The sequence below is a fragment of the Campylobacter sp. 2014D-0259 genome (genome assembly GCF_008000505.1).
Classification (GTDB): Bacteria; Campylobacterota; Campylobacteria; order Campylobacterales; family Campylobacteraceae; genus Campylobacter_D; species Campylobacter_D jejuni.
Genome location: NZ_VOAQ01000026.1, coordinates 122,225 through 141,403, shown reverse-complemented (window position 1 = coordinate 141,403; position 19,179 = coordinate 122,225). Strand labels below are relative to the sequence as shown.

The 19,179-nt window shown below is 32.4% G+C and carries 26 protein-coding genes and 4 tRNA genes; 21 read left to right on the top strand and 9 right to left on the bottom strand.

The window, feature by feature from the left end; all coding sequences use genetic code 11:
• The first annotated feature begins 138 nt into the window (after positions 1 to 138).
• From leuA to leuD, 4 genes are read left to right on the top strand one after another with little or no spacing between them, the layout of a single operon-like run.
• On the top strand, positions 139 to 1,674 hold the full coding sequence (leuA, locus tag SR63_RS08315) for a 2-isopropylmalate synthase (protein WP_147498426.1): 1,536 nt from the start codon (positions 139 to 141) through the stop codon (positions 1,672 to 1,674).
• On the top strand, positions 1,671 to 2,747 hold the full coding sequence (gene leuB / locus SR63_RS08310) for a 3-isopropylmalate dehydrogenase (RefSeq protein WP_002904167.1): 1,077 nt from the start codon (positions 1,671 to 1,673) through the stop codon (positions 2,745 to 2,747). The genes leuA and leuB overlap by 4 nt, the downstream gene beginning before the upstream one ends.
• Entirely contained in the window at positions 2,734 to 4,146 is a 1,413-nt protein-coding gene (leuC, locus tag SR63_RS08305) for a 3-isopropylmalate dehydratase large subunit (protein WP_072238641.1), read from the top strand. The genes leuB and leuC overlap by 14 nt, the downstream gene beginning before the upstream one ends.
• Position 4,147: 1 nt before the next feature.
• On the top strand, positions 4,148 to 4,750 hold the full coding sequence (gene leuD / locus SR63_RS08300; RefSeq protein ID WP_147498425.1) for a 3-isopropylmalate dehydratase small subunit: 603 nt from the start codon (positions 4,148 to 4,150) through the stop codon (positions 4,748 to 4,750).
• Here leuD and SR63_RS08295 read toward each other — a convergent pair.
• The 5 genes from SR63_RS08295 to SR63_RS08275 all read right to left on the bottom strand — a co-directional run bounded on the left by SR63_RS08295 (position 4,730) and on the right by SR63_RS08275 (position 6,739).
• Positions 4,730 to 5,260 carry a GNAT family N-acetyltransferase gene (locus SR63_RS08295; protein WP_002877002.1) on the bottom strand — a complete coding sequence of 177 codons (531 nt, stop codon included), beginning with the start codon at positions 5,258 to 5,260 and terminating at the stop codon, positions 4,730 to 4,732. The genes leuD and SR63_RS08295 overlap by 21 nt on opposite strands.
• A gap of 27 nt (positions 5,261 to 5,287) precedes the next feature.
• Positions 5,288 to 5,363, bottom strand: a tRNA-Val gene (locus tag SR63_RS08290).
• 3 nt (positions 5,364 to 5,366) lie between these two features.
• A tRNA-Ala gene (locus tag SR63_RS08285) sits at positions 5,367 to 5,442 on the bottom strand.
• A gap of 139 nt (positions 5,443 to 5,581) precedes the next feature.
• Positions 5,582 to 6,193 carry a glycosyl transferase family 90 gene (locus SR63_RS08660; RefSeq protein ID WP_063674830.1) on the bottom strand — a complete coding sequence of 204 codons (612 nt, stop codon included), beginning with the start codon at positions 6,191 to 6,193 and terminating at the stop codon, positions 5,582 to 5,584.
• A gap of 458 nt (positions 6,194 to 6,651) precedes the next feature.
• Positions 6,652 to 6,739, bottom strand: a tRNA-Ser gene (locus SR63_RS08275).
• Positions 6,740 to 6,874: 135 nt separating this feature from the next.
• On the opposite strand from SR63_RS08275, the gene SR63_RS08270 reads away from it, so the two are divergent.
• Positions 6,875 to 6,951: transfer RNA gene (locus SR63_RS08270), tRNA-Met, on the top strand.
• Positions 6,952 to 7,063: 112 nt separating this feature from the next.
• Here SR63_RS08270 and SR63_RS08265 read toward each other — a convergent pair.
• The 4 genes from SR63_RS08265 to SR63_RS08255 are packed head-to-tail and all read right to left on the bottom strand — an operon-like array spanning position 7,064 to position 9,818.
• Complete coding sequence (locus tag SR63_RS08265; protein ID WP_002866813.1) at positions 7,064 to 8,092, bottom strand: radical SAM protein; 1,029 nt, start codon at positions 8,090 to 8,092, stop codon at positions 7,064 to 7,066.
• A 4-nt stretch (positions 8,093 to 8,096) separates the two neighbouring features.
• Positions 8,097 to 8,192 (bottom strand): hypothetical protein, encoded by a 96-nt coding sequence (locus SR63_RS08655; protein ID WP_002877006.1) that lies wholly within the window; start codon positions 8,190 to 8,192, stop codon positions 8,097 to 8,099.
• Positions 8,189 to 9,259: a 23S rRNA (adenine(2503)-C(2))-methyltransferase RlmN gene (gene rlmN, locus SR63_RS08260; protein ID WP_002866814.1), complete on the bottom strand. Its 1,071-nt coding sequence runs from the start codon at positions 9,257 to 9,259 to the stop codon at positions 8,189 to 8,191. The genes SR63_RS08655 and rlmN overlap by 4 nt, the downstream gene beginning before the upstream one ends.
• Positions 9,260 to 9,281: 22 nt before the next feature.
• Entirely contained in the window at positions 9,282 to 9,818 is a 537-nt protein-coding gene (locus tag SR63_RS08255; RefSeq protein WP_002877007.1) for a hypothetical protein, read from the bottom strand.
• A 79-nt stretch (positions 9,819 to 9,897) separates the two neighbouring features.
• On the opposite strand from SR63_RS08255, the gene rsmA reads away from it, so the two are divergent.
• The 16 genes from rsmA to rplX all read left to right on the top strand — a co-directional run bounded on the left by rsmA (position 9,898) and on the right by rplX (position 19,179).
• Positions 9,898 to 10,698 carry a 16S rRNA (adenine(1518)-N(6)/adenine(1519)-N(6))-dimethyltransferase RsmA gene (rsmA, locus tag SR63_RS08250; RefSeq protein WP_002855605.1) on the top strand — a complete coding sequence of 267 codons (801 nt, stop codon included), beginning with the start codon at positions 9,898 to 9,900 and terminating at the stop codon, positions 10,696 to 10,698.
• A complete protein-coding gene (locus SR63_RS08245) occupies positions 10,667 to 12,661 on the top strand; it encodes a ribonuclease J (RefSeq protein ID WP_072238640.1) in 1,995 nt (664 codons plus the stop codon). Before rsmA ends, SR63_RS08245 begins: the two co-directional genes overlap by 32 nt.
• Positions 12,662 to 12,696: 35 nt before the next feature.
• Entirely contained in the window at positions 12,697 to 13,458 is a 762-nt protein-coding gene (locus SR63_RS08240; RefSeq protein WP_002853086.1) for a pseudouridine synthase, read from the top strand.
• 197 nt (positions 13,459 to 13,655) lie between these two features.
• Positions 13,656 to 13,967, top strand: coding sequence for a 30S ribosomal protein S10 (rpsJ, locus tag SR63_RS08235; protein WP_002779353.1), 312 nt, complete (start codon positions 13,656 to 13,658; stop codon positions 13,965 to 13,967).
• A gap of 9 nt (positions 13,968 to 13,976) precedes the next feature.
• Positions 13,977 to 14,552 (top strand): 50S ribosomal protein L3, encoded by a 576-nt coding sequence (rplC, locus tag SR63_RS08230; RefSeq protein ID WP_002779987.1) that lies wholly within the window; start codon positions 13,977 to 13,979, stop codon positions 14,550 to 14,552.
• Positions 14,549 to 15,163: a 50S ribosomal protein L4 gene (gene rplD / locus SR63_RS08225; protein ID WP_002866817.1), complete on the top strand. Its 615-nt coding sequence runs from the start codon at positions 14,549 to 14,551 to the stop codon at positions 15,161 to 15,163. Before rplC ends, rplD begins: the two co-directional genes overlap by 4 nt.
• 2 nt (positions 15,164 to 15,165) lie before the next feature.
• Complete coding sequence (locus SR63_RS08220) at positions 15,166 to 15,447, top strand: 50S ribosomal protein L23 (RefSeq protein WP_002856384.1); 282 nt, start codon at positions 15,166 to 15,168, stop codon at positions 15,445 to 15,447.
• A 1-nt stretch (position 15,448) separates the two neighbouring features.
• A complete protein-coding gene (rplB, locus tag SR63_RS08215; protein ID WP_002825501.1) occupies positions 15,449 to 16,279 on the top strand; it encodes a 50S ribosomal protein L2 in 831 nt (276 codons plus the stop codon).
• 1 nt (position 16,280) lies between these two features.
• The gene (gene rpsS, locus SR63_RS08210) at positions 16,281 to 16,562 is read left to right on the top strand and encodes a 30S ribosomal protein S19 (RefSeq protein WP_002851509.1); all 282 of its coding nucleotides are present in this window, start codon (positions 16,281 to 16,283) and stop codon (positions 16,560 to 16,562) included.
• Positions 16,563 to 16,572: 10 nt separating this feature from the next.
• Positions 16,573 to 17,016, top strand: coding sequence for a 50S ribosomal protein L22 (gene rplV, locus SR63_RS08205; RefSeq protein WP_002877012.1), 444 nt, complete (start codon positions 16,573 to 16,575; stop codon positions 17,014 to 17,016).
• Positions 17,016 to 17,717, top strand: a complete 702-nt coding sequence (rpsC, locus tag SR63_RS08200; RefSeq protein WP_002877013.1) for a 30S ribosomal protein S3 — start codon at positions 17,016 to 17,018, stop codon at positions 17,715 to 17,717. Before rplV ends, rpsC begins: the two co-directional genes overlap by 1 nt.
• A gap of 2 nt (positions 17,718 to 17,719) precedes the next feature.
• Positions 17,720 to 18,145 carry a 50S ribosomal protein L16 gene (rplP, locus tag SR63_RS08195; RefSeq protein WP_002779441.1) on the top strand — a complete coding sequence of 142 codons (426 nt, stop codon included), beginning with the start codon at positions 17,720 to 17,722 and terminating at the stop codon, positions 18,143 to 18,145.
• Positions 18,132 to 18,317: a 50S ribosomal protein L29 gene (gene rpmC / locus SR63_RS08190; protein ID WP_002851566.1), complete on the top strand. Its 186-nt coding sequence runs from the start codon at positions 18,132 to 18,134 to the stop codon at positions 18,315 to 18,317. The genes rplP and rpmC overlap by 14 nt, the downstream gene beginning before the upstream one ends.
• A gap of 9 nt (positions 18,318 to 18,326) precedes the next feature.
• The gene (gene rpsQ / locus SR63_RS08185; RefSeq protein WP_002851549.1) at positions 18,327 to 18,578 is read left to right on the top strand and encodes a 30S ribosomal protein S17; all 252 of its coding nucleotides are present in this window, start codon (positions 18,327 to 18,329) and stop codon (positions 18,576 to 18,578) included.
• On the top strand, positions 18,578 to 18,946 hold the full coding sequence (gene rplN, locus SR63_RS08180) for a 50S ribosomal protein L14 (protein WP_002779438.1): 369 nt from the start codon (positions 18,578 to 18,580) through the stop codon (positions 18,944 to 18,946). The genes rpsQ and rplN overlap by 1 nt, the downstream gene beginning before the upstream one ends.
• Positions 18,946 to 19,179 (top strand): 50S ribosomal protein L24, encoded by a 234-nt coding sequence (gene rplX, locus SR63_RS08175; protein ID WP_002779437.1) that lies wholly within the window; start codon positions 18,946 to 18,948, stop codon positions 19,177 to 19,179. The genes rplN and rplX overlap by 1 nt, the downstream gene beginning before the upstream one ends.

The following is a 19,179-nucleotide window of genomic DNA, read 5'->3' as shown; positions in this document are numbered from 1 at the left end:
TTAATCTGCTACTGCAACTCTCACTCTAAAACTCAATTTTATTTTTAATCATTTTTTATATTTTTAATTTTTTATCATTGTTGTTAAGTTTTTGAATTTTTAATTCATTTAGTCTGTTTGGTTTTAAAGGATTAAATCATGAAAGATAATAAAATCATAATCTTTGATACCACTTTGCGTGATGGAGAACAAGCTTTAGGCAGTTCTTTAGGTATCAATCAAAAATTACAAATCGCTTTAGCGCTTGAAAATTTAGGCGTAGATGTTATAGAAGCAGGTTTTCCGGTATCTTCACAAGGGGATTTTAAAGCGGTGCAAAAGATCGCTTCTAAGGTTAAAAACTCAACCATTTGTGCACTTTCTAGGGCATTGGATAAAGATATAGATATGGCTTATGAAGCTTTAAAAGTGGCAAAGCATTTTAGAATTCATACTTTTATAGCCACTTCGACTTTGCATATACAAGATAAATTAAAAAAAGATTTTGATGAAATTTTGTCTATGGCAAAAAGAGCGATTATAAGAGCAAGATCTTATACTGATGATGTAGAATTTTCATGCGAAGATGCAGGGAGAACTCCTATAGATAATCTTTGTTTTATGGTGGAAAATGCGATAAAAGCAGGCGCTAAAACTATAAATATCCCAGATACTGTGGGCTATACCTTACCAAGTGAATTTGCTAATATCATCAAAATTTTATTTAACAAAGTGCCAAATATAGACAAGGCTATCATTTCTGTGCATTGTCACAATGACTTAGGTATGGCAACGGGCAATAGCTTAAGTGCTATTTTACAAGGTGCAAGACAGATAGAGTGCACTATAAATGGACTTGGCGAAAGGGCGGGCAATTGTGCTTTAGAAGAAGTGGTTATGGCGATAAAAACTAGAAAAGATTATTTAAAAAATTTTTATACTGATATTAAATGTGAAAATATCTCTAAAACTTCAAAATTAGTTTCAGCTCTCACTAATGAAAGCATACCTTCACATAAAGCTATAGTGGGCAGCAATGCGTTTTCTCATAGTTCAGGCATTCATCAAGATGGAGTGCTTAAAAATAGGCAAACTTACGAGATCATAAGCCCTAGTGTCATAGGAATTCATGAAAATCGTATGCTAATGACAGCAAGAAGCGGAAGTGCTATGATAAAAACTTGCCTTGAAAATTTAGGCTATGATGAAAATACTTATAATTTAGATGATGTTTATGAGCGTTTTTTACGCCTTGCGGATAAAAAGGGTCAAGTGTATGATTATGATTTGGAAGCGTTGATGTTTTTAAGCTATGAGAATGAAGAAGAAAATGAACTTATACTTGAAAAATTAAGTGTGATTAGTGGCAATATCCCAACTGCTTGTGTTTGTATGCGTATCAAAGAAGAGCTAAAAACTGAAGCTTGCACAGGAAATGGTCCTGTTGAAGCAGTTTTTAACTGCATTGCTAGGATAACGAATTTAAAGCCTGTGTTAAAAGCTTATAGTATCAATGCAAAAAGTTCAGGGGTAGATGCTCAAGGACAAGTGGATGTGGATTTGGAATTTAAAGGGAGAAAATTCCATGGAAAAGGACTTTCAACAGATGTTATAGAAGCTTCAGCACAAGCTTTTGTGAGTGCTTACAATGCGATTTATCGCTCTTTAAAAGTAGAAGAAAGGAAAATGGCATGAAAACTTATAAAGTAGCTGTTTTAGCAGGAGATGGCATAGGGCCTTTGGTGATGAAAGAAGCTTTAAAAATTTTAACTTTTATCGCACAAAAATACAATTTTAGTTTTGAATTTAATGAAGCTAAAATAGGTGGTGCAAGTATAGATGCTTATGGAGTGGCTTTAAGTGATGAAACTTTAAAGCTTTGTGAGCAAAGTGATGCGATTTTATTTGGTTCTGTGGGTGGGCCTAAGTGGGATAATTTACCCATAGATCAAAGACCTGAAAGAGCCTCACTTTTGCCTTTAAGAAAGCATTTTAATTTGTTTGCAAATTTGCGTCCTTGTAAAATTTATGAAAGTTTAACTCATGCTTCACCTTTAAAAAATGAGATTATCCAAAAAGGAGTGGATATTTTATGTGTTAGAGAACTTACAGGTGGGATTTATTTTGGTAAGCAAGATTTAGGTAAAGAAAGTGCGTATGATACTGAAATTTACACTAAAAAAGAGATAGAAAGGATAGCTCATATCGCTTTTGAAAGTGCAAGAATAAGAAAGAAAAAAGTGCATTTAATCGACAAGGCGAATGTTTTAGCAAGTTCTATTTTGTGGCGAGAAGTGGTGGCAAATGTTGCAAAAGATTATCAAGATATAAACTTAGAGTACATGTATGTGGATAATGCTGCGATGCAGATTGTAAAAAATCCTAGCATTTTTGATGTTATGCTTTGTTCAAATCTTTTTGGTGATATTTTGAGTGATGAGTTAGCTGCCATTAATGGATCTTTGGGTTTGTTAAGTTCAGCAAGTTTGAATGATAAAGGTTTTGGACTTTATGAGCCGGCAGGTGGAAGTGCGCCTGATATAGCTCATTTAAATATAGCCAATCCCATAGCTCAAATTTTAAGTGCGGCTTTGATGTTAAAGTATAGTTTCAAAGAAGAACAAGCCGCACAGGATATAGAAAATGCTATATCTTTGGCATTGGCACAAGGAAAAATGACTAAGGATTTAAATGCTAAGTCGTATTTAAATACCGATGAAATGGGGGATTGTATTTTAGAAATTTTAAAGGAGAATGACAATGGCTAAAACTTTATATGAGAAAGTCTTTGATGCTCATGTGGTTTATGAAGGCAAAAATGAACTTCCTATACTTTATATCGATAGACATTTAATCCATGAAGTAACAAGCCCTCAAGCATTTTCAGGGCTTAAAATGGCTAAGCGTAGAATGGCAAGATCGGATTTAACTTTGGCTACTATAGATCATGATGTTTCAACTAAAAGTATGGATTTAAATGCTTGTTCTGATATGGCAAAAGAGCAAATTACAACATTGATGCAAAATACTAAGGAATTTGGAGTAAGGCTTTTAGGACTTGGAGATAAAAATCAAGGCATAGTTCATATAGTAGGTCCTGAGCTTGGCTTTACTTTACCTGGGGTTACTTTAGTTTGTGGGGATTCTCATACGGCAACACATGGGGCTTTTGGAGCTTTAGCCTTTGGTATAGGCACGAGTGAAGTAGAGCATGTTATGGCAACGCAAACTTTAAAACAAGCCAAACTTAAAACTATGAAAATCGAATGTAAAGGGCAGTTTCAAAAAGGCGTTTATGCTAAGGATTTGATTTTGTATTTGATCGCACAATATGGCACGGCAAAAGGCACAGGCTATGCTATAGAATTTTGCGGAGAACTTATAAGAAATTTAAGTATGGAAGCTAGAATGACTCTTTGTAATATGGCTATAGAATTTGGAGCTAAAGTAGGTATGATAGCTCCTGATGAGATCACTTTTGAGTATATTAAGGGAAAGGAATTTGCACCTAAAGGAGAAGAATTTCAAAAGTATTGTGAGTATTGGAAGAGTTTAAGAAGTGATGAAGGAGCAAAATATGATGAGAGTATTACTCTAGATGTAAGCAAGATACAACCACAAATTAGCTATGGAACAAATCCTTCGCAAGTGATTGGCATAGATGAAAAAATTCCAAAAATAAGTGATTTTAAAAATCAAAGTGAGCAAAAATCTTTGCTTGATGCTTTATCTTATGTAAATTTAGAGCAAGATCAAGTTATAGAAGGGGTAAAAATCGACATTGTATTTATAGGATCTTGCACAAATGGGCGTTTAGAAGATCTCAAAATAGCCGCTGATATCTTAAAAGGGCGCAAAATTCATAAAAATGTTAAAGCTTTAATCGTGCCTGGTTCAATGCAAGTAAGAAAAGAAGCTGAAAATTTAGGACTTGATAAGATTTTTATCGAGGCAGGGTGTGAGTGGAGATATGCAGGGTGTTCTATGTGTCTTGGTATGAATGATGACAAGGCAAATTCAGGTCAAAGAGTTGCTTCAACTTCAAATCGTAACTTTGTAGGCAGACAAGGTAAAGGTTCTATCACTCATTTGATGAGTCCTGCAAGTGCGGCAGCTTGTGCCATAGAAGGTGTTATTTGTGATAATAGAAAGTATTTAGGAGTTTAATATGCAAAAATTTATTATACATAAAGGTATAGCTTGTCCTTTAGAATATGCCAATATAGACACAGATCAAATTATACCTAAGCAATTTTTACTTGCAGTGTCTAAGCAAGGTTTTGGCAAGCATTTGTTCCATGATTTGCGTTATTTAGATGATAAAGAAAGTGTTTTAAATATGGATTTTAATCTTAACAAAGAAGAATATCAAAATAGCTCTATTTTCGTAAGTTTTGAAAATTTTGGTAGTGGCTCTTCAAGAGAGCATGCGCCTTGGGCTTTGGTTGATTATGGTATTAGAGCTATTATTGCACCTTCTTTTGCGGATATTTTTAAAAACAATGCCTTAGGAAATGGTTTGCTTACCATAGAACTTGCTAAAGACGAGGTTTTGGAAATAGTTGATGAGTTAAAAAAATCCCAAGATAAAAATATAGAAATTTCTTTGTTGGAAAAAAGAGTATTTTTTAAAGATAAGATTTTTTCTTTTGATTTAGATGATTTTCACAGAATTTGTCTTTTGGAAGGACTTGATAATATAGCTTTAACTTTAAAACATGAAGCACAAATCAAAGCCTATGAAAAAAACTCAAAAAGCTTTTTGGTTTAGAATTTTTTCATAAGCTAAAAAAGGATCTTGGTAATTAGGTATGTCAAAGTTTCCACAAAAATTAAAATCAAGCTTTTTAAAAAGCGAATTCATAGGAAAATTTTTACTATGAGTATCTGCTCTTAAACTTGCCTTGTGATTTTCCAAGGCAAAATTTTCGCAAAAATTTAAAAGTTTTTGTGCTACGCCTTTGCCTTTTGCATTTTGTTTGACGGCTAAACGGTGTAGATAAAAGGCTTTCTCATCATAATTTTTGTTAAAAATAACTTGTTTGTAAAATTCAGGTTCAAATTTTTCATTGATACAGATAAAGCCTAAAATTTCATCATTTTCTTTAAACACATAAAGTTCTTGTGCTTGTATATCTTCTTTAAAAACTATTTCATTGGGATAATTCTCATCCCATTGATGAAAATTCATAGCTTTCATAGCATTTAAAGCATCTTTTGTGATTTCAAGTATAGAATTTAAATCTTTATGGACGGCTTTTTGTATGATAGTGTTTTGCATGATAATCCTTTGTATAAGGAAGGGTGATGGTGGCTCCGATTGGACTTGAACCAACGGCCACTACCATGTCAAGGTAGTGCTCTACCAGCTGAGCTACGGAACCATATGGTGGAGCATAGCGGGTTCGAACCGCTGACCCCAACGCTGCCAGCGTTGTGCTCTCCCAGCTGAGCTAATGCCCCTTTATAAGTCTGAGATTTTATCGCAATATTACTTGTTTTTGGCTGAAAACTAAAATCAAATTTTTAATTTATGATGTAATATATGTATAAAAAGATTTATTTTTTATGAAAAATTAGAGAATTAATGAGAGTAATTTTACTATTTGATTAATTCTAAAATATCTCTTTTTTTGTTAAGTTCAAGTTGTCTAGAATAATAAAAATATTTGGTCAAAACCAAAATTCCTATATGGAATTCTTTTTTCTTATCTAAAAATTTCTTAATATATTGATGAGCATTATTAATAATTTCCAATGCATCTTTTGGGCGACTTTTAAAATATTCAATTACTGCTGACAAATTCTCATTATCAATCAAAGCAAAGTGATAATTTGGTTTTAAAGTTCCTTCCATAAACCAAGTTTCGCAAGTTATTTTTGGAGCTAAAACTAAAGAATTAGAATTCATAGCCCATTTTAAGTTGCTTGCTACATCGTTACCCTCTAAAGAAATTATAAATTTATATTTCATTTGTTCTTTTTTGTTTAAAAAGTTTTTTTTCCATTGGCTAGGTTGTTTTGAAGTATCTCCTATATCGCAAAAAGTTCTACCAAAATAAGAATCAAAAAATTCTTTTCGATGTTTTTGATATATTGCTCCTCTAAATATCGCTATATCCTTTTTATTTTCATAGTTTATGTTATCTTTTAAAAAGCAAAAGTGCCTATTTTTATCAAGTTTTAATAAAATATTATTTATATTATTTTCCAAAGATCTCGATTTGCAAATAGTTGCTTCTTTAAAAGTATGTCTTACATCGCCAAATTCTTTATTCCATAAAAATTCATCTTTAAAGTATTTACTGATTTCATAAGCATCAAAAGCATAAGAGGTGCTTTTAAAAGGAAATTTTCCTATTTTTTCCTTTGCTGTAGGTGTAAAAAATTCATCTATTTGATTATAATATTTAACTCGAGTTTGTATTTCTTCTAAGTCTTTAATATTGTATTTTAAAATATCATTAAAAATTTTTATCTAAATTTATTTGAAAAAATATCTTGGTATAAAAGATATTCCTATTCCTTTTAAATTCATCAAAAGTCTTGATTGTAACATTATAAAAAACCTAATAAATAAAATTTTTAATATTTTATCAAAAATTTAAGAATTTATAAACAATAAAATAACTTTTGACAAAACAATAATATTTTAAATATTAAAAATAAGAATGGCAGACAGGAAGGGATTCGAACCCTCGAAAGCTTGCACTTTACACGCGTTCCAGGCGTGCTCCTTCAACCGCTCGGACACCTGTCTATGAAATAAAGTGTTCATTATATCTATAAAAGCTTTAAAAATAAAGAAATTTTTTAAATATTGAAAATAAAATTATTTTTTTAAAAAATCAGAAAATTTTTAGTAAAAAGTAGTATAATTATATTTTTATTTTTAGTCAGGGTAGCTCAGCTGGTTAGAGCGCTGGTCTCATAAGCCGGAGGTCGGGAGTTCAAGTCTCCCCCTTGACACCATCCATTTTTATTGCTTCTTTTGTTTTTTAAAAATTTAAAAATATTTGTTTTTAGTTGCTAGTTTATTATGAACAAAAGCAAATATACTAATATTAAAGATTGAAATATATTTTTAATCTTCTTTTTCAAGTTTTAAAGTCTTATTGGTTTGAATGGCAATAGGAATTCTTTTATAAGGTTTGCTAAAATCTCTACAATAATCACAAGCTTTATAGAAATCTTTAATATAAAATTCAAAAAATTTTTCTATATTATCATCTAAATTTAGAAAATCGCCTTCAAATTCATTTAAACCTTTAAGACGACTTAAAGAACTTGAAACTGGACATACGAAAATAGCTCCATTTGAAGCCAATTCTTTACCTTTTAGATTTTCTCCTTCGCTTGTCATTAAACTTACACAGGGCATTTTGCAATAATAGTAATTTTTTATAATCTCTTCTTTGTTGCGCCCTCTTTTGTAAATTTTTTCTGGATCAAACCATGTAGAATTTTCTTTATTGGAGTCTAGAGAGTATGGGATTTTATTTTTTATAAGTTTTTTGATTATATCTTCTTGTTTTAATGGGATTTTTAAATTTGGTGAATTTTTATAATTTGAAATAGTGATTTTCCTAACTTTTTTAGAATGTTTGAGTTTATTAATTAATTCATCTTTAAAATCAATAGTACCATTTGTTACTAAACTAAATGTCAAAATTTTTTTTTGACAATTTAAGTAGTCAATAAGTTTAGGTAAATCTTTAAATAATAATGGTTCTCCACCTATAATTCTAATTCTTGCAATACTATCCACTTTGGAAAGTAAAATTTCAAGTGATTTTTTTATCCCTTCAAATGTGCAAGTATATTGATTATTTTGAGAGAAGTATTGCATTAAATTGTTGCAAGATTGACAACGCATGGTGCATTTTGTAGTTAAAACGAGCTCAAGATAAGGTATATCTATTATTCTTTTTTTAATACGCTTTTCGAAGTATTTTTGTAAAAAAAATTTTTTCATTAAAATTGCATAGGGTGTTTTATAAATTCTTGACATTCCTCGTTTTCCGTTTAGGTAAGAAAAATACCAATCTATATTTGGTTTAATATATCTTTCTTGAAATAATTTATTTTCGAGTAATTTTGTTGTATTTAACATTATTTCACCTTTCTTTATTTAAAAAATAAATTATACCAAAAAAACCTATAATTACAACAGCTGTTATAAAAACGATTTCAAAAATATCTAGCATTGTCATTGTTCTTTTGCCCTTTCTTTAAGCTGTCCACAAGCAGCTGAGATATCAAGCCCTTTACTTTCTCTTATAGTGCAAGTTACACCTTTACTACTGAGTAAATCTTGAAATTTAATCGCATTTTCTAAACTAGGGCGTTTATATAAACTTCCTTCATGTGGATTAAAGAGTATTAAATTCACTTTGGCTTTAATACCATTTAAAAGCTTGACTAATTCTTTAGCGTGTTCAAGCTTATCATTGATACCATCGATCAAAAGATATTCAAACATCACTCTTTTTCTTTGATCTATAGGAAATTCACGCACCGCATCCATAATCGCAGCGATATTATAAGCTTTATTGATAGGCATAAGTTCGGTTCGAAGCCCATCATTAACCGCATGCAATGATATAGCAAGTAAAACACCTAAATTCATTTGACCTAATTCTTTGATTTGTTTTGCCAAACCGCTAGTGCTGATGGTTTGACGGCGAGGACTTATGGCAAGTCCATCATTTTGTGCTAAAATTTTTACCGCTTTAGAAACATTTTTAAGATTATCCAAAGGCTCGCCCATACCCATATATACTATATTTACACGGCGTTCATAAGGGATATTATTTTGTTTTTTGATCCATAAAATTTGTCCGACTATCTCCCCTGCACTTAAATTTCTTTTCAAACCACCCTTGGCAGTAAGACAAAAACTACATCCACTTTTACAACCCACTTGAGAAGAAACACAGATAGTGTATCTTGCATGAGAAATTCTTTTGCCTTCTGCGTCTATTTTTTCTTCTTTCATAGGCAAAAGCACACTTTCTACCCTTAAACCATCAACGAGTTCAAAAAGATATTTTATACTTCCATCTTTACTTTGCTCATTTTTAACACATTTTACAGGGGAAAAATGAAAATTTTGCGCAAGTTCTAAACGTAGATATTTTGGTAAACTTGACATATCGGAAAAATTATTGGCATATTTTTGATAAATCCATTGATAAATTTGTTTCACGCGAAACATCGGTTTGATTTTTTCTCCTAATTCTTCAGGTAAAAAATCTAAAATATTAACAAGCTCTTTCAAAATTATTTTCCTTTTTGAATTTTTAAATATAATGATATTTTTTTAAGTATTCTTCTAATTTTTCTTTTGCCTTTTGATGATTTTTTATAAAATCTTCGTGAGCGTTTTCATTGCAAAAATTTGTTGCACACAAAATACACTCTGCATCAATATTTAAATTTTTAGCTACACTTAAAACAGAAAAGGCTTCCATATTTTCTGCAAAAAAACCTAATTTCGAAAATTCTTTTGCTGCTTTTGAATTTTGACAAATATAATTTGAAGAATTGATCTTGATTGTTTCACGAGAAACATTTTCTTTTTCTAAACAAATTTCATATTTTGCAGGAGTATAAAAAGCATGTGAAATTTTAGAAAATTCTACATTAAAAGCGTGTGAACTTTTGTAAATTTCTAAAATTTTACCCTTATCGTAAAGCCCACAAGTTCCTATAAATATAAGTTTTGATGGTTTTTCTTTGAAGCAAAGTTGACCCAAATGAAAAGCTGATTCAACCAAACCTATACCTATAGCTTTTGCAAAAGAAAAATTTTCATTTCCACCCGCACAAACAATCATTTTGATCCTTATGAAATTTTACAAAAATAATTCTACCTAAAAAGACTTAATTAAGAATTTTTAGATAAAATTATTTCTTATGGTTAAAGCAAAAAAACAATACGGACAAAATTTTTTAATCGATAAAAGCGTATTAGCAAAAATCATCCAAGCCATACCCAAAGAGATGAACAATATTATTGAGATTGGGCCTGGCTTAGGTGATTTAACGCAAGAACTTTTAAAAATTTCTCAAGTAAAAGCTTATGAAATCGATAATGATCTCATACCTATTTTAAAAAAGAAATTTCAAAAAGAACTTGAATGTGGAAAATTTAACTTGATCCATCAAGACGCAAGCGAAGCTTTTAATCCTAGTCTTGATGAAAAACCATATTTTTTGGTTGCAAATTTGCCTTATTATGTTGCAAGTCACATTATATTAAAAGCTTTAGAAGATAAAAATTGTCTAGGGCTTATTGTAATGGTGCAAAGAGAAATGGCTGAAAAATTCTGCGCTAAAGAAGGAAATAGTGAGTTTTCTTCCTTAGGTGTTTTAAGTGCAATGATTTGCGAAAGAAAAATGCTTTTTGATGTTGATCCACAATGTTTTAATCCACCGCCAAAAGTTATGTCAGCGGTGATGAGTTTGATTAAAACTAAGGATTTTGATGAACTTTGCGAAATAGAAAATTTCAAAAATTTTCTAAAAGACTGTTTTAAAGCTCCTAGAAAACAACTCTTAGGAAATTTAAAAACATATAAAGCAAAAGTTTTAGAAGTTTTAAGCACTCTTGGCTTAAAAGAAAACATCAGACCACATGAAATTTGCGTTGATTCATACCTTAAAATTTATGACAAATTAAAGGATGAATATGGACGAAAACAAAGAGATAAATAAAAACGAACAAAATCCGAACTCAAATTCAAAAAACAATAAACGCTATAAATATAAAAATCGCAGAAAAAAATTAGCCGATTCTTTACAAAATGAAAACGATACTCCAAAAATCGATCAAAATTCCAACAAGGAAATTTCTGAAAACTCAGAAAATAAAACTGAGAAAAAAAAGAAAAAAAATCGCAATCTTCCTTCAAAACTCACAGGTAATGAAGATTGGCAAATCGCTCTTGCAGAATGTATAGAAGCTAACCGTGTTTCACATGAAAACCGCTTACACCCTTTAAAATATAACAATTCTAGCGAACATAAAATCCGCATCACTCCTTTAGGGGGCTTAGGAGAAATTGGTGGAAATATCAGTGTTTTTGAAACCAATAAAGATGCAATTATAGTAGATATAGGTATGAGTTTTCCTGATGGAACTATGCATGGGGTAGATATTATCATCCCTGATTTTGACTATGTAAGAAAAATTAAAGATAAAATTCGTGGTATAGTGATCACTCATGCACACGAAGATCATATCGGTGCGGTGCCTTATTTCTTTAAAGAATTCCAATTTCCTATCTACGCTACACCTTTAGCTTTAGGAATGATTTCAAACAAATTTGAAGAACATGGCTTAAAAGCAGAACGCAAATGGTTTCGCCCTGTAGAAAAACGCCGTGTTTATGAGATAGGCGAATTCGATATAGAATGGATTCATATCACGCATTCTATCATTGATGCTTCAGCACTTGCGATCAAAACAAAAGCAGGAACGATTATCCACACAGGTGATTTTAAAATCGATCAAACTCCAATTGATGGCTATCCAACAGATTTAGGACGTTTAGCACATTATGGAGAAGAAGGAGTTTTATGTCTTTTAAGTGATAGTACAAATTCTTATAAAGAAGGTTATACAAAAAGTGAAAGCTCTGTAGGGCCAACTTTTGATCAAATTTTTTCGCGTACTAAGGGTAGGGTGATCATGAGTACTTTTAGTTCTAATATCCACCGTGTTTATCAGGCTATCACTTATGGTTTAAAATACGGCAGAAAAGTTTGTGTTATTGGTCGTTCTATGGAAAGAAATCTTTATACTACTATGGAATTAGGCTATATTAAACTTGATAGAAAAATTTTCATCGATGCTGATGAGGTAAGCAAATATAAAGACAATGAAGTGCTTATTGTAACTACAGGAAGTCAAGGCGAAACCATGAGTGCGCTTTATAGAATGGCAACTGATGAGCATAAATTTATAAAGATTAAGCCTACAGATCAAGTAATCATTTCAGCTAAAGCCATACCAGGAAATGAAGCAAGTGTTTCTGCGGTGCTTGACTATCTTTTAAAAGCAGGAGCTAAAGTAGCGTATCAAGAATTTAGTGAAATTCATGTAAGCGGACACGCTAGCATAGAAGAGCAAAAACTTATGCTAACCCTTACTAAACCTAAATTTTTCTTACCGGTTCATGGAGAATACAATCATATCACCAAACACAAAGAAACAGCGATGAAATGCGGTATCCCCGAAAGAAATATCTATCTTATGAGTGATGGCGATCAAGTAGAACTTTGCCAAAAATATGTCAAACGCATAAAAACCGTAAAAACAGGTAAAGTTTTTGTGGATAATCAAATCAACAAACAAATTGCCGATGATGTAGTTATAGATCGTCAAAAACTTGCAGATAGTGGTATAGTAGTTATTATCGCACAAATTGACAAAACTACAAAAACACTGATCAACAAGCCAAGAGTGTTTAGCTATGGGTTAGTAGCTGACAAACACGATCATGCTTTTAGTAAAGATATGGCTGAAGTTTTAGGGCAATTTTTCATCAATGTTAAAGATGAAGTACTCAATGATCCAAGATTTTTAGAAAACCAAATCCGCCAAGTCTTAAGAAAGCATATCTTTAGAAAGATTAAAAAATACCCAACCATAGTTCCAACTATTTTTGTAATGTAAAAAAGGGCAAAAACGCCCTTTTTAAGGAAGATCAAATGAGAATTAATAAATTTATATCCCATAACACTCGTTATTCACGCCGTGAAGCTGATGAACTTATCAAACAAGGCTTAGTAAAAATAAACAACAAAATTGCCCTTTTAAGCGATGAAGTTAAATTTGATGATAAAGTTTTTGTTAAAGGTAAAAGAGTGCAAAAAAGAACGCAATTTAGCGTGATAATCTACCATAAACAAAAAGGTGAAATTGTCAGTAAAAAAGACGATCGTGGAAGAAAAACTATATACGATACCTTGCCAAGACAATTTAGTACTTGGCTTAGCGTAGGTAGATTGGATTATGCAAGCGAGGGCTTGCTTTTGCTTACAGATTCTCCTGTGATTGCCGATGCTTTAATGCATAGCGATTTAGAAAGAGAATACTACCTTAAAGTTAAAGGCACGGTGAGCAAACAAGTCATCGAAGCCATGCAAAATGGACTTGAGATTAAAAATGAAAAAAAAGGCGCACATGCAAAAACTAAAATTACCTCTATGAGTTTTGCTCCTTTTATAGACTTTGAAATTTTTGGATCAAGTGGAGGTTATACTAAGCTTAGAGTGGTTATAAATGAAGGTAAAAATAGAGAGCTTAGACGCTTTTTTGGACATTTTGATCTTGAAGTCATGGATCTTAAGCGTGTTGCTTTTGGGGCTTTAGATCTTGGTATGTTGAAGGCAGGAAAACATCGCTATTTGGAAAATGGAGAATATGAAAAATTAAGAGATTTTTTAAAATTTAATGAAATAAGATATTGACCATTATATACAAAAATTTAAAAAATAATGATAATTTTTAAATTCTAAAAATTCTATTTTTATCCTTTTTAAAAGGAAAATAATAGAAAAATTTCATCAAATTCCTTGACTTTGAAAACAAGATTTTATATACTCTCATTTCAATTTTTATAAATTGGTTAGTTTTTAACTAACGAGTTCTTTTTAAAGGAAATATTATGGAAAGAATTAGGCTTAAGCTAAAAGCTTATGACCATCGAGTACTAGACAGAACAGTTGCAGCAATCGTAGAAGCTGTTAAAAGAACAGGTGCGGATATCAGAGGTCCGATACCAATGCCTACTAAAATCAAACGCTATACAGTTTTAAAATCTCCACACATTAACAAAGATTCTCGTGAGCAGTTTGAAATAAGAATTCACGCGCGTATGCTAGATATAGTAGCAGCGACTCCAGATACAGTTGATTCTTTAACTAAGCTTGATTTAGCGCCAGAAGTAAGCGTTGAAGTAAGAGCTATGGGTAAGTAAGGATAAGATATGGAATATATTGTAGAAAAAATCGGAATGAGCAGAACAATTACTAATCCAAGTATCGCTGTAACTTTACTAAGAGTTGTAAATGCAAAAGTATGTGAAGTTGAAGGCGGAAAGGCTTTAGTAGCATATCCAAAAGGTAAAGCAAGTAATAAATGTGTCGCAGGACAACAAAAAAAGTATAATCTTTCTGCAGAATACAATAGATTTGCGACTTTAGAAGTAGCAAACACTGAAGCAGGAGATTTAGATGAAACTCCATTAAATGAAGCAAAAATTTTAAAAGTAAGCTTTAACACTAAAGGTAGAGGTTATAGCGGTGTTATGAAAAGACATAACTTCGCAGGGGGTCCAGCAAGTCACGGTTCTAGATTTCACAGACGCCACGGATCTATTGGTAATAGAGAATGGCCAGGTCGTGTTCAACCAGGTATGAAAATGGCAGGACATTATGGAAATACTAAAGTAACCGTTAAAAACGAAGTTGTATCTTATGATGCTGAAAACAAAATTTTAGTAGTTAAAGGTGCAGTACCAGGTTATAATGGTGCTATGGGTAAAATAAGGATTGCAAAATGAGTAAAGTAGTTGTTTTAAATGATAAATTAGAAAAAGCAGGTGAACTTGATTTACCTTCAAAATATGCGGAAGTAAATCCACACAATCTTTACTTGTATGTAAAATCTTACCTTGCAAGTTTAAGAGCAAATACAGCTCATACTAAAGGTAGAAGTGATGTAAGTGGTGGTGGTAAAAAACCTTGGAGACAAAAAGGTCGTGGCGGTGCTAGAGCGGGTTCAACAAGAACTAACGTTTGGGTAGGCGGTGCGGTTGCTTTTGGTCCAACAAATGAAAGAAACTACTTCCAAAAAGTAAATAAAAAACAAAAAAGATTGGCGCTTGAAAGAGCTTTAGCAGATAAAGCAGCTAAAGGTGCGTTATTTACTGCTGATTCTTTGGCTATTGAAAGTGGTAAAACAAAAGATGCAAACGCTGTGATTAAAAAACTTGGCGTCAAAGATGCTTTAATCGTTAAAGATTTACTAGATGAAAAAACACTTTTAGCTTACAGAAATTTAGCAAATTGCTATGTAGTTGATGTAAGCGAAGTAAATGCTTATTTAGTATCTGTATTTAATGCTGTTATCATAGAAAAATCAGCGTTAGAATCTATTACAAAAGAGGGATAATTATGGCAGATATTACTGATATAAAGACTATACTTTACACAGAAAAAAGTTTGAATTTGCAAGAGCAAGGTGTCGTAGTTATTCAAACTTCACCAAAGATGACTAAAACAGGCTTAAAAGCGGTTTTAAAAGAGTATTTTGGTGTAACTCCAAAAAGCATCAATTCATTAAGAATGGATGGAAAAGTTAAGCGTTTTAGAGGTCGTTTAGGTCAAAGAAACGATTACAAAAAATTCTATGTTAAGCTACCTGAAGGTGTTAGCTTAGAAAATACGGAGGCTTAAGATGGCAATTAAAACTTATAAACCATATACTCCAAGTAGAAGATATATCACAGGTTTAAGTTCTGAAGATATTACAGCTAAACCAAGTGTACGCTCACTACTTGTTAAACTTCCAGCACACGCGGGTCGTAACAGCTATGGAAGAATTACAAGTCGTCATAAAGAAGCGGGTGCTAAAAAACTTTACAGAATTATTGATTTTAAACGTCGTAAATTCGGTATAGAAGGCAAAGTAGAAGCGATCGAGTATGATCCATATAGAAATTGTAGAATTGCTTTGATTGCTTATAAAGATGGGGAAAAAAGATATATTCTTCAACCACGTGGATTAAGCGTTGGAGATATCGTTGCAGCTGCTGAAAGCGGACTTGATATTAAACCAGGTAATGCAATGAAACTTAAAAATATTCCTGTGGGTACTATTGTTCATAATGTTGAGTTAAAACCAGGTAAAGGCGGTCAAATGATCCGTTCTGCGGGTGCTTATGCACAACTTATGGGTAAAGAAGAAAAATATGTTATTTTAAGACTTGCAAGTGGCGAAATGAGACAAGTTTTAGCTGAATGTATGGCAAGTATCGGCGAAGTTGGAAATGAAGAATGGGCTAACGTAACTATCGGTAAAGCAGGTAGAAATCGCCATAGAGGTATCCGTCCACAAACTCGTGGTTCTGCTATGAACCCAGTAGATCACCCGCACGGTGGGGGTGAAGGTAAGAAAAATTCAGGCCGTCATCCAGTAACTCCATGGGGTAAACCAACTAAAGGTGCGAAAACTCGTCGTAAAAAAGCTAGCGATAAGCTAATAATTTCAAGAAGAAAAGGAAAGTAAGATGGCTAGATCACTAAAAAAAGGTCCTTTTGTTGATGATCATGTAATGAAAAAAGTCATCGCTGCTAAAAAGGCTAATGATAATAAACCAATTAAAACTTGGTCAAGAAGAAGCACAATTACTCCTGATATGATAGGACTTACATTTAATGTTCATAATGGTAAAAGCTTCATTCCGGTTTATATTACTGAAAATCACATCGGTTATAAACTTGGTGAATTTGCTCCAACACGCACATTCAAAGGGCATAAAGGCTCTGTGCAAAAGAAAATTGGTAAGTAAGGGATAAGATATGAGTAAAGCATTAATTAAATTCATAAGATTATCTCCAACTAAAGCAAGATTGATTGCTAGAGAAGTTCAGGGGATGAATGCAGAATTAGCTATGGCTAGTTTAAAATTTATGCCAAATAAAGGTGCAAAATACATCGCAAATGCAATTTCAAGTGCGGTAGCAAATGGCGGCTTTGAAGCAAATGAAGTGATTGTAAAAAGTTGTCGTGTGGATGCAGCTGCGGTATTAAAAAGATTTAGACCAAGAGCTAGAGGAAGTGCAAGTCGTATTAGAAAACCAACTTCACATATTTTAGTAGAAGTGGCAAAAGCAGAAGTGAAAGCTGAAGAGAAAAAAACAGTAGCTAAAAAAGCTCCAGCAGCTAAAAAAACTACTACAACAAAAGCTCCAGCTAAAAAAACAACAAGCACTAAAAAAGCAACAGCGAAAAAGGAAAGCTAATGGGACAAAAAGTTAATCCAATTGGTCTAAGACTAGGAATCAATAGAAACTGGGAATCAAGATGGTTTCCGACTAAAGCAAATTTAGTAGAAAATATCGGTGAAGATTACAAAATCAGAGCTTTCTTAAAAAGAAAACTTTATTACGCAGGAATCAGTCAAATTTTAGTAGAAAGAACTGCTAAAAAACTTCGCGTTACTGTAGTTGCTGCAAGACCAGGTATCATCATCGGTAAAAAAGGTAGTGATGTTGATAATTTAAGAAAAGAATTGCAAGATTTAATCGGTAAAGATGTAAATATCAATATCAAAGAAGAAAGAAAAGTAGGAGCTTCAGCTCAACTTGCTGCTGAAAGTGTTGCAACTCAACTTGAAAAAAGAATTGCTTTTAGAAGAGCGATGAAAAAAGTAATTCAAGGTGCGCAAAAAGCAGGTGCTAAAGGGATTAAAGTTTCAGTTTCTGGTCGTTTAGGTGGTGCTGAAATGGCAAGAACAGAATGGTATCTTGAAGGACGCGTTCCACTTCATACTTTAAGAGCAAAAATCGATTATGGTTTTGCAGAAGCTAGAACTACTTATGGAAACATAGGGGTTAAAGTATGGATCTTTAAAGGTGAAGTATTACACAAAGGTATGCAACCTGAAAAAACTGAAGAAAGTGCTCCAGCTAAAAAGCCAAGACGCACAAGAAGGGGTAAATAATCATGTTAATGCCAAAAAGAACTAAATATCGCAAAATGATGAAAGGGCGTAACAGAGGTTATGCTAATCGTGGAACAGAATTTACTTTTGGTGAATTTGCATTAAAAGCAACTGAAGCAGGACGCATTAACTCACGCCAAATCGAAGCAGCACGTATCGCTTTAACTCGTTTTGTTAAAAGACAAGGAAAAACTTGGATTAGAGTTTTCCCAGATAAGCCTTTGACAAAAAAACCTTTAGAAACTCGTATGGGTAAAGGTAAAGGTGCTGTTGAAGAATGGGTAATGAATATCAAGCCAGGCCGTATCATTTATGAAATGGCAGGAGTAAGCGAAGAAATGGCAAGAGAAGCATTGACTTTAGCTATGCATAAACTTCCATTTAAAACTAAGTTTGTTACAAGAGAGAGCCAAAATGAAATATACTGAGATTAAAGATAAAACAGCAGCTGAGCTTGCAACAATGCTAAAAGAAAAAAAGGTGCTTTTATTCACTTTAAAACAAAAGCTAAAAACAATGCAACTTACTAATCCAAAAGAGATTAGCCAAGTAAAAAAAGACATTGCTAGAATAAATACAGCAATTAACGCTTTAAGATAAGGATAGAAAATGGCATTTAAAAGAGAAATTCAAGGCGTTGTTGTTAAAATCGCTGGTGAAAAAACCGCAAGTGTTTTGGTTGAAAGAAAAGTGGTTCATCCAAGATATAGAAAAATTGTTAAACGCTTTAAAAAATATCTAATTCATGATGAGAGAAATGAAGTTAAAGTTGGTGATACTGTTGTTGCAGTAGAATGCAGACCACTTTCAAAAAGAAAATCATTTCGCTTAAAATCTGTATTAGCTACAGGAGTTGAGTAATGATTCAAAGTTTTACAAGACTTGCAGTTGCTGACAATAGCGGTGCAAAAGAATTAATGTGTATCAAGGTTTTAGGGGGTAGTAAAAGAAGATACGCTACCGTAGGTGATGTAATCGTTGCATCTGTTAAAAAAGCTTTACCAAATGGAAAAGTTAAAAAAGGTCAAGTGGTAAAAGCGGTTATCGTTAGAACTAAAAAAGAAATTCATAGAGATAATGGTTCTTTGATTCGTTTTGATGAAAATGCTGCGGTTATTCTTGATAACAAAAGAGAGCCTATCGGAACTCGTATCTTTGGGCCAGTGGGCAGAGAAGTTAGATATGGTGGCTTTATGAAAATCGTTTCACTAGCACCGGAGGTATTATAATGGCGGTTAAATTAAAAATCAAAAAAGGTGATAGCGTTAAGGTTATCACAGGTGATGATAAAGGTAAAACAGGTAAAGTTTTAGCGGTATATCCAAAAACACTTAAAGTGGTAGTTGAAGGATGCAAAATCGCTAAAAAAGCTATTAAGCCGAGCGAGAAAAACCCAAATGGTGGTTTTATCAATAAAGAAATGCCAATGGATATTTCCAATGTGGCAAAAGTTCAGGAGTAA

Bases quoted from the DNA above. Each gene is read 5' to 3' on its own strand.
- leuA (WP_147498426.1), top strand. From the start codon at position 139: ATGAAAGATAATAAAATCATAATCTTTGATACCACTTTGCGTGATGGA.
- leuB (WP_002904167.1), top strand. From the start codon at position 1,671: ATGAAAACTTATAAAGTAGCTGTTTTAGCAGGAGATGGCATAGGGCCT.
- leuC (WP_072238641.1), top strand. From the start codon at position 2,734: ATGACAATGGCTAAAACTTTATATGAGAAAGTCTTTGATGCTCATGTG.
- leuD (WP_147498425.1), top strand. From the start codon at position 4,148: ATGCAAAAATTTATTATACATAAAGGTATAGCTTGTCCTTTAGAATAT.
- SR63_RS08295 (WP_002877002.1), bottom strand. From the start codon at position 5,260: ATGCAAAACACTATCATACAAAAAGCCGTCCATAAAGATTTAAATTCT.
- SR63_RS08265 (WP_002866813.1), bottom strand. From the start codon at position 8,092: ATGTTAAATACAACAAAATTACTCGAAAATAAATTATTTCAAGAAAGA.
- SR63_RS08655 (WP_002877006.1), bottom strand. From the start codon at position 8,192: ATGACAATGCTAGATATTTTTGAAATCGTTTTTATAACAGCTGTTGTA.
- SR63_RS08255 (WP_002877007.1), bottom strand. From the start codon at position 9,818: ATGATTGTTTGTGCGGGTGGAAATGAAAATTTTTCTTTTGCAAAAGCT.
- rsmA (WP_002855605.1), top strand. From the start codon at position 9,898: ATGGTTAAAGCAAAAAAACAATACGGACAAAATTTTTTAATCGATAAA.
- SR63_RS08245 (WP_072238640.1), top strand. From the start codon at position 10,667: ATGAATATGGACGAAAACAAAGAGATAAATAAAAACGAACAAAATCCG.
- SR63_RS08240 (WP_002853086.1), top strand. From the start codon at position 12,697: ATGAGAATTAATAAATTTATATCCCATAACACTCGTTATTCACGCCGT.
- rpsJ (WP_002779353.1), top strand. From the start codon at position 13,656: ATGGAAAGAATTAGGCTTAAGCTAAAAGCTTATGACCATCGAGTACTA.
- rplC (WP_002779987.1), top strand. From the start codon at position 13,977: ATGGAATATATTGTAGAAAAAATCGGAATGAGCAGAACAATTACTAAT.
- rplD (WP_002866817.1), top strand. From the start codon at position 14,549: ATGAGTAAAGTAGTTGTTTTAAATGATAAATTAGAAAAAGCAGGTGAA.
- SR63_RS08220 (WP_002856384.1), top strand. From the start codon at position 15,166: ATGGCAGATATTACTGATATAAAGACTATACTTTACACAGAAAAAAGT.
- rplB (WP_002825501.1), top strand. From the start codon at position 15,449: ATGGCAATTAAAACTTATAAACCATATACTCCAAGTAGAAGATATATC.
- rpsS (WP_002851509.1), top strand. From the start codon at position 16,281: ATGGCTAGATCACTAAAAAAAGGTCCTTTTGTTGATGATCATGTAATG.
- rplV (WP_002877012.1), top strand. From the start codon at position 16,573: ATGAGTAAAGCATTAATTAAATTCATAAGATTATCTCCAACTAAAGCA.
- rpsC (WP_002877013.1), top strand. From the start codon at position 17,016: ATGGGACAAAAAGTTAATCCAATTGGTCTAAGACTAGGAATCAATAGA.
- rplP (WP_002779441.1), top strand. From the start codon at position 17,720: ATGTTAATGCCAAAAAGAACTAAATATCGCAAAATGATGAAAGGGCGT.
- rpmC (WP_002851566.1), top strand. From the start codon at position 18,132: ATGAAATATACTGAGATTAAAGATAAAACAGCAGCTGAGCTTGCAACA.
- rpsQ (WP_002851549.1), top strand. From the start codon at position 18,327: ATGGCATTTAAAAGAGAAATTCAAGGCGTTGTTGTTAAAATCGCTGGT.
- rplN (WP_002779438.1), top strand. From the start codon at position 18,578: ATGATTCAAAGTTTTACAAGACTTGCAGTTGCTGACAATAGCGGTGCA.
- rplX (WP_002779437.1), top strand. From the start codon at position 18,946: ATGGCGGTTAAATTAAAAATCAAAAAAGGTGATAGCGTTAAGGTTATC.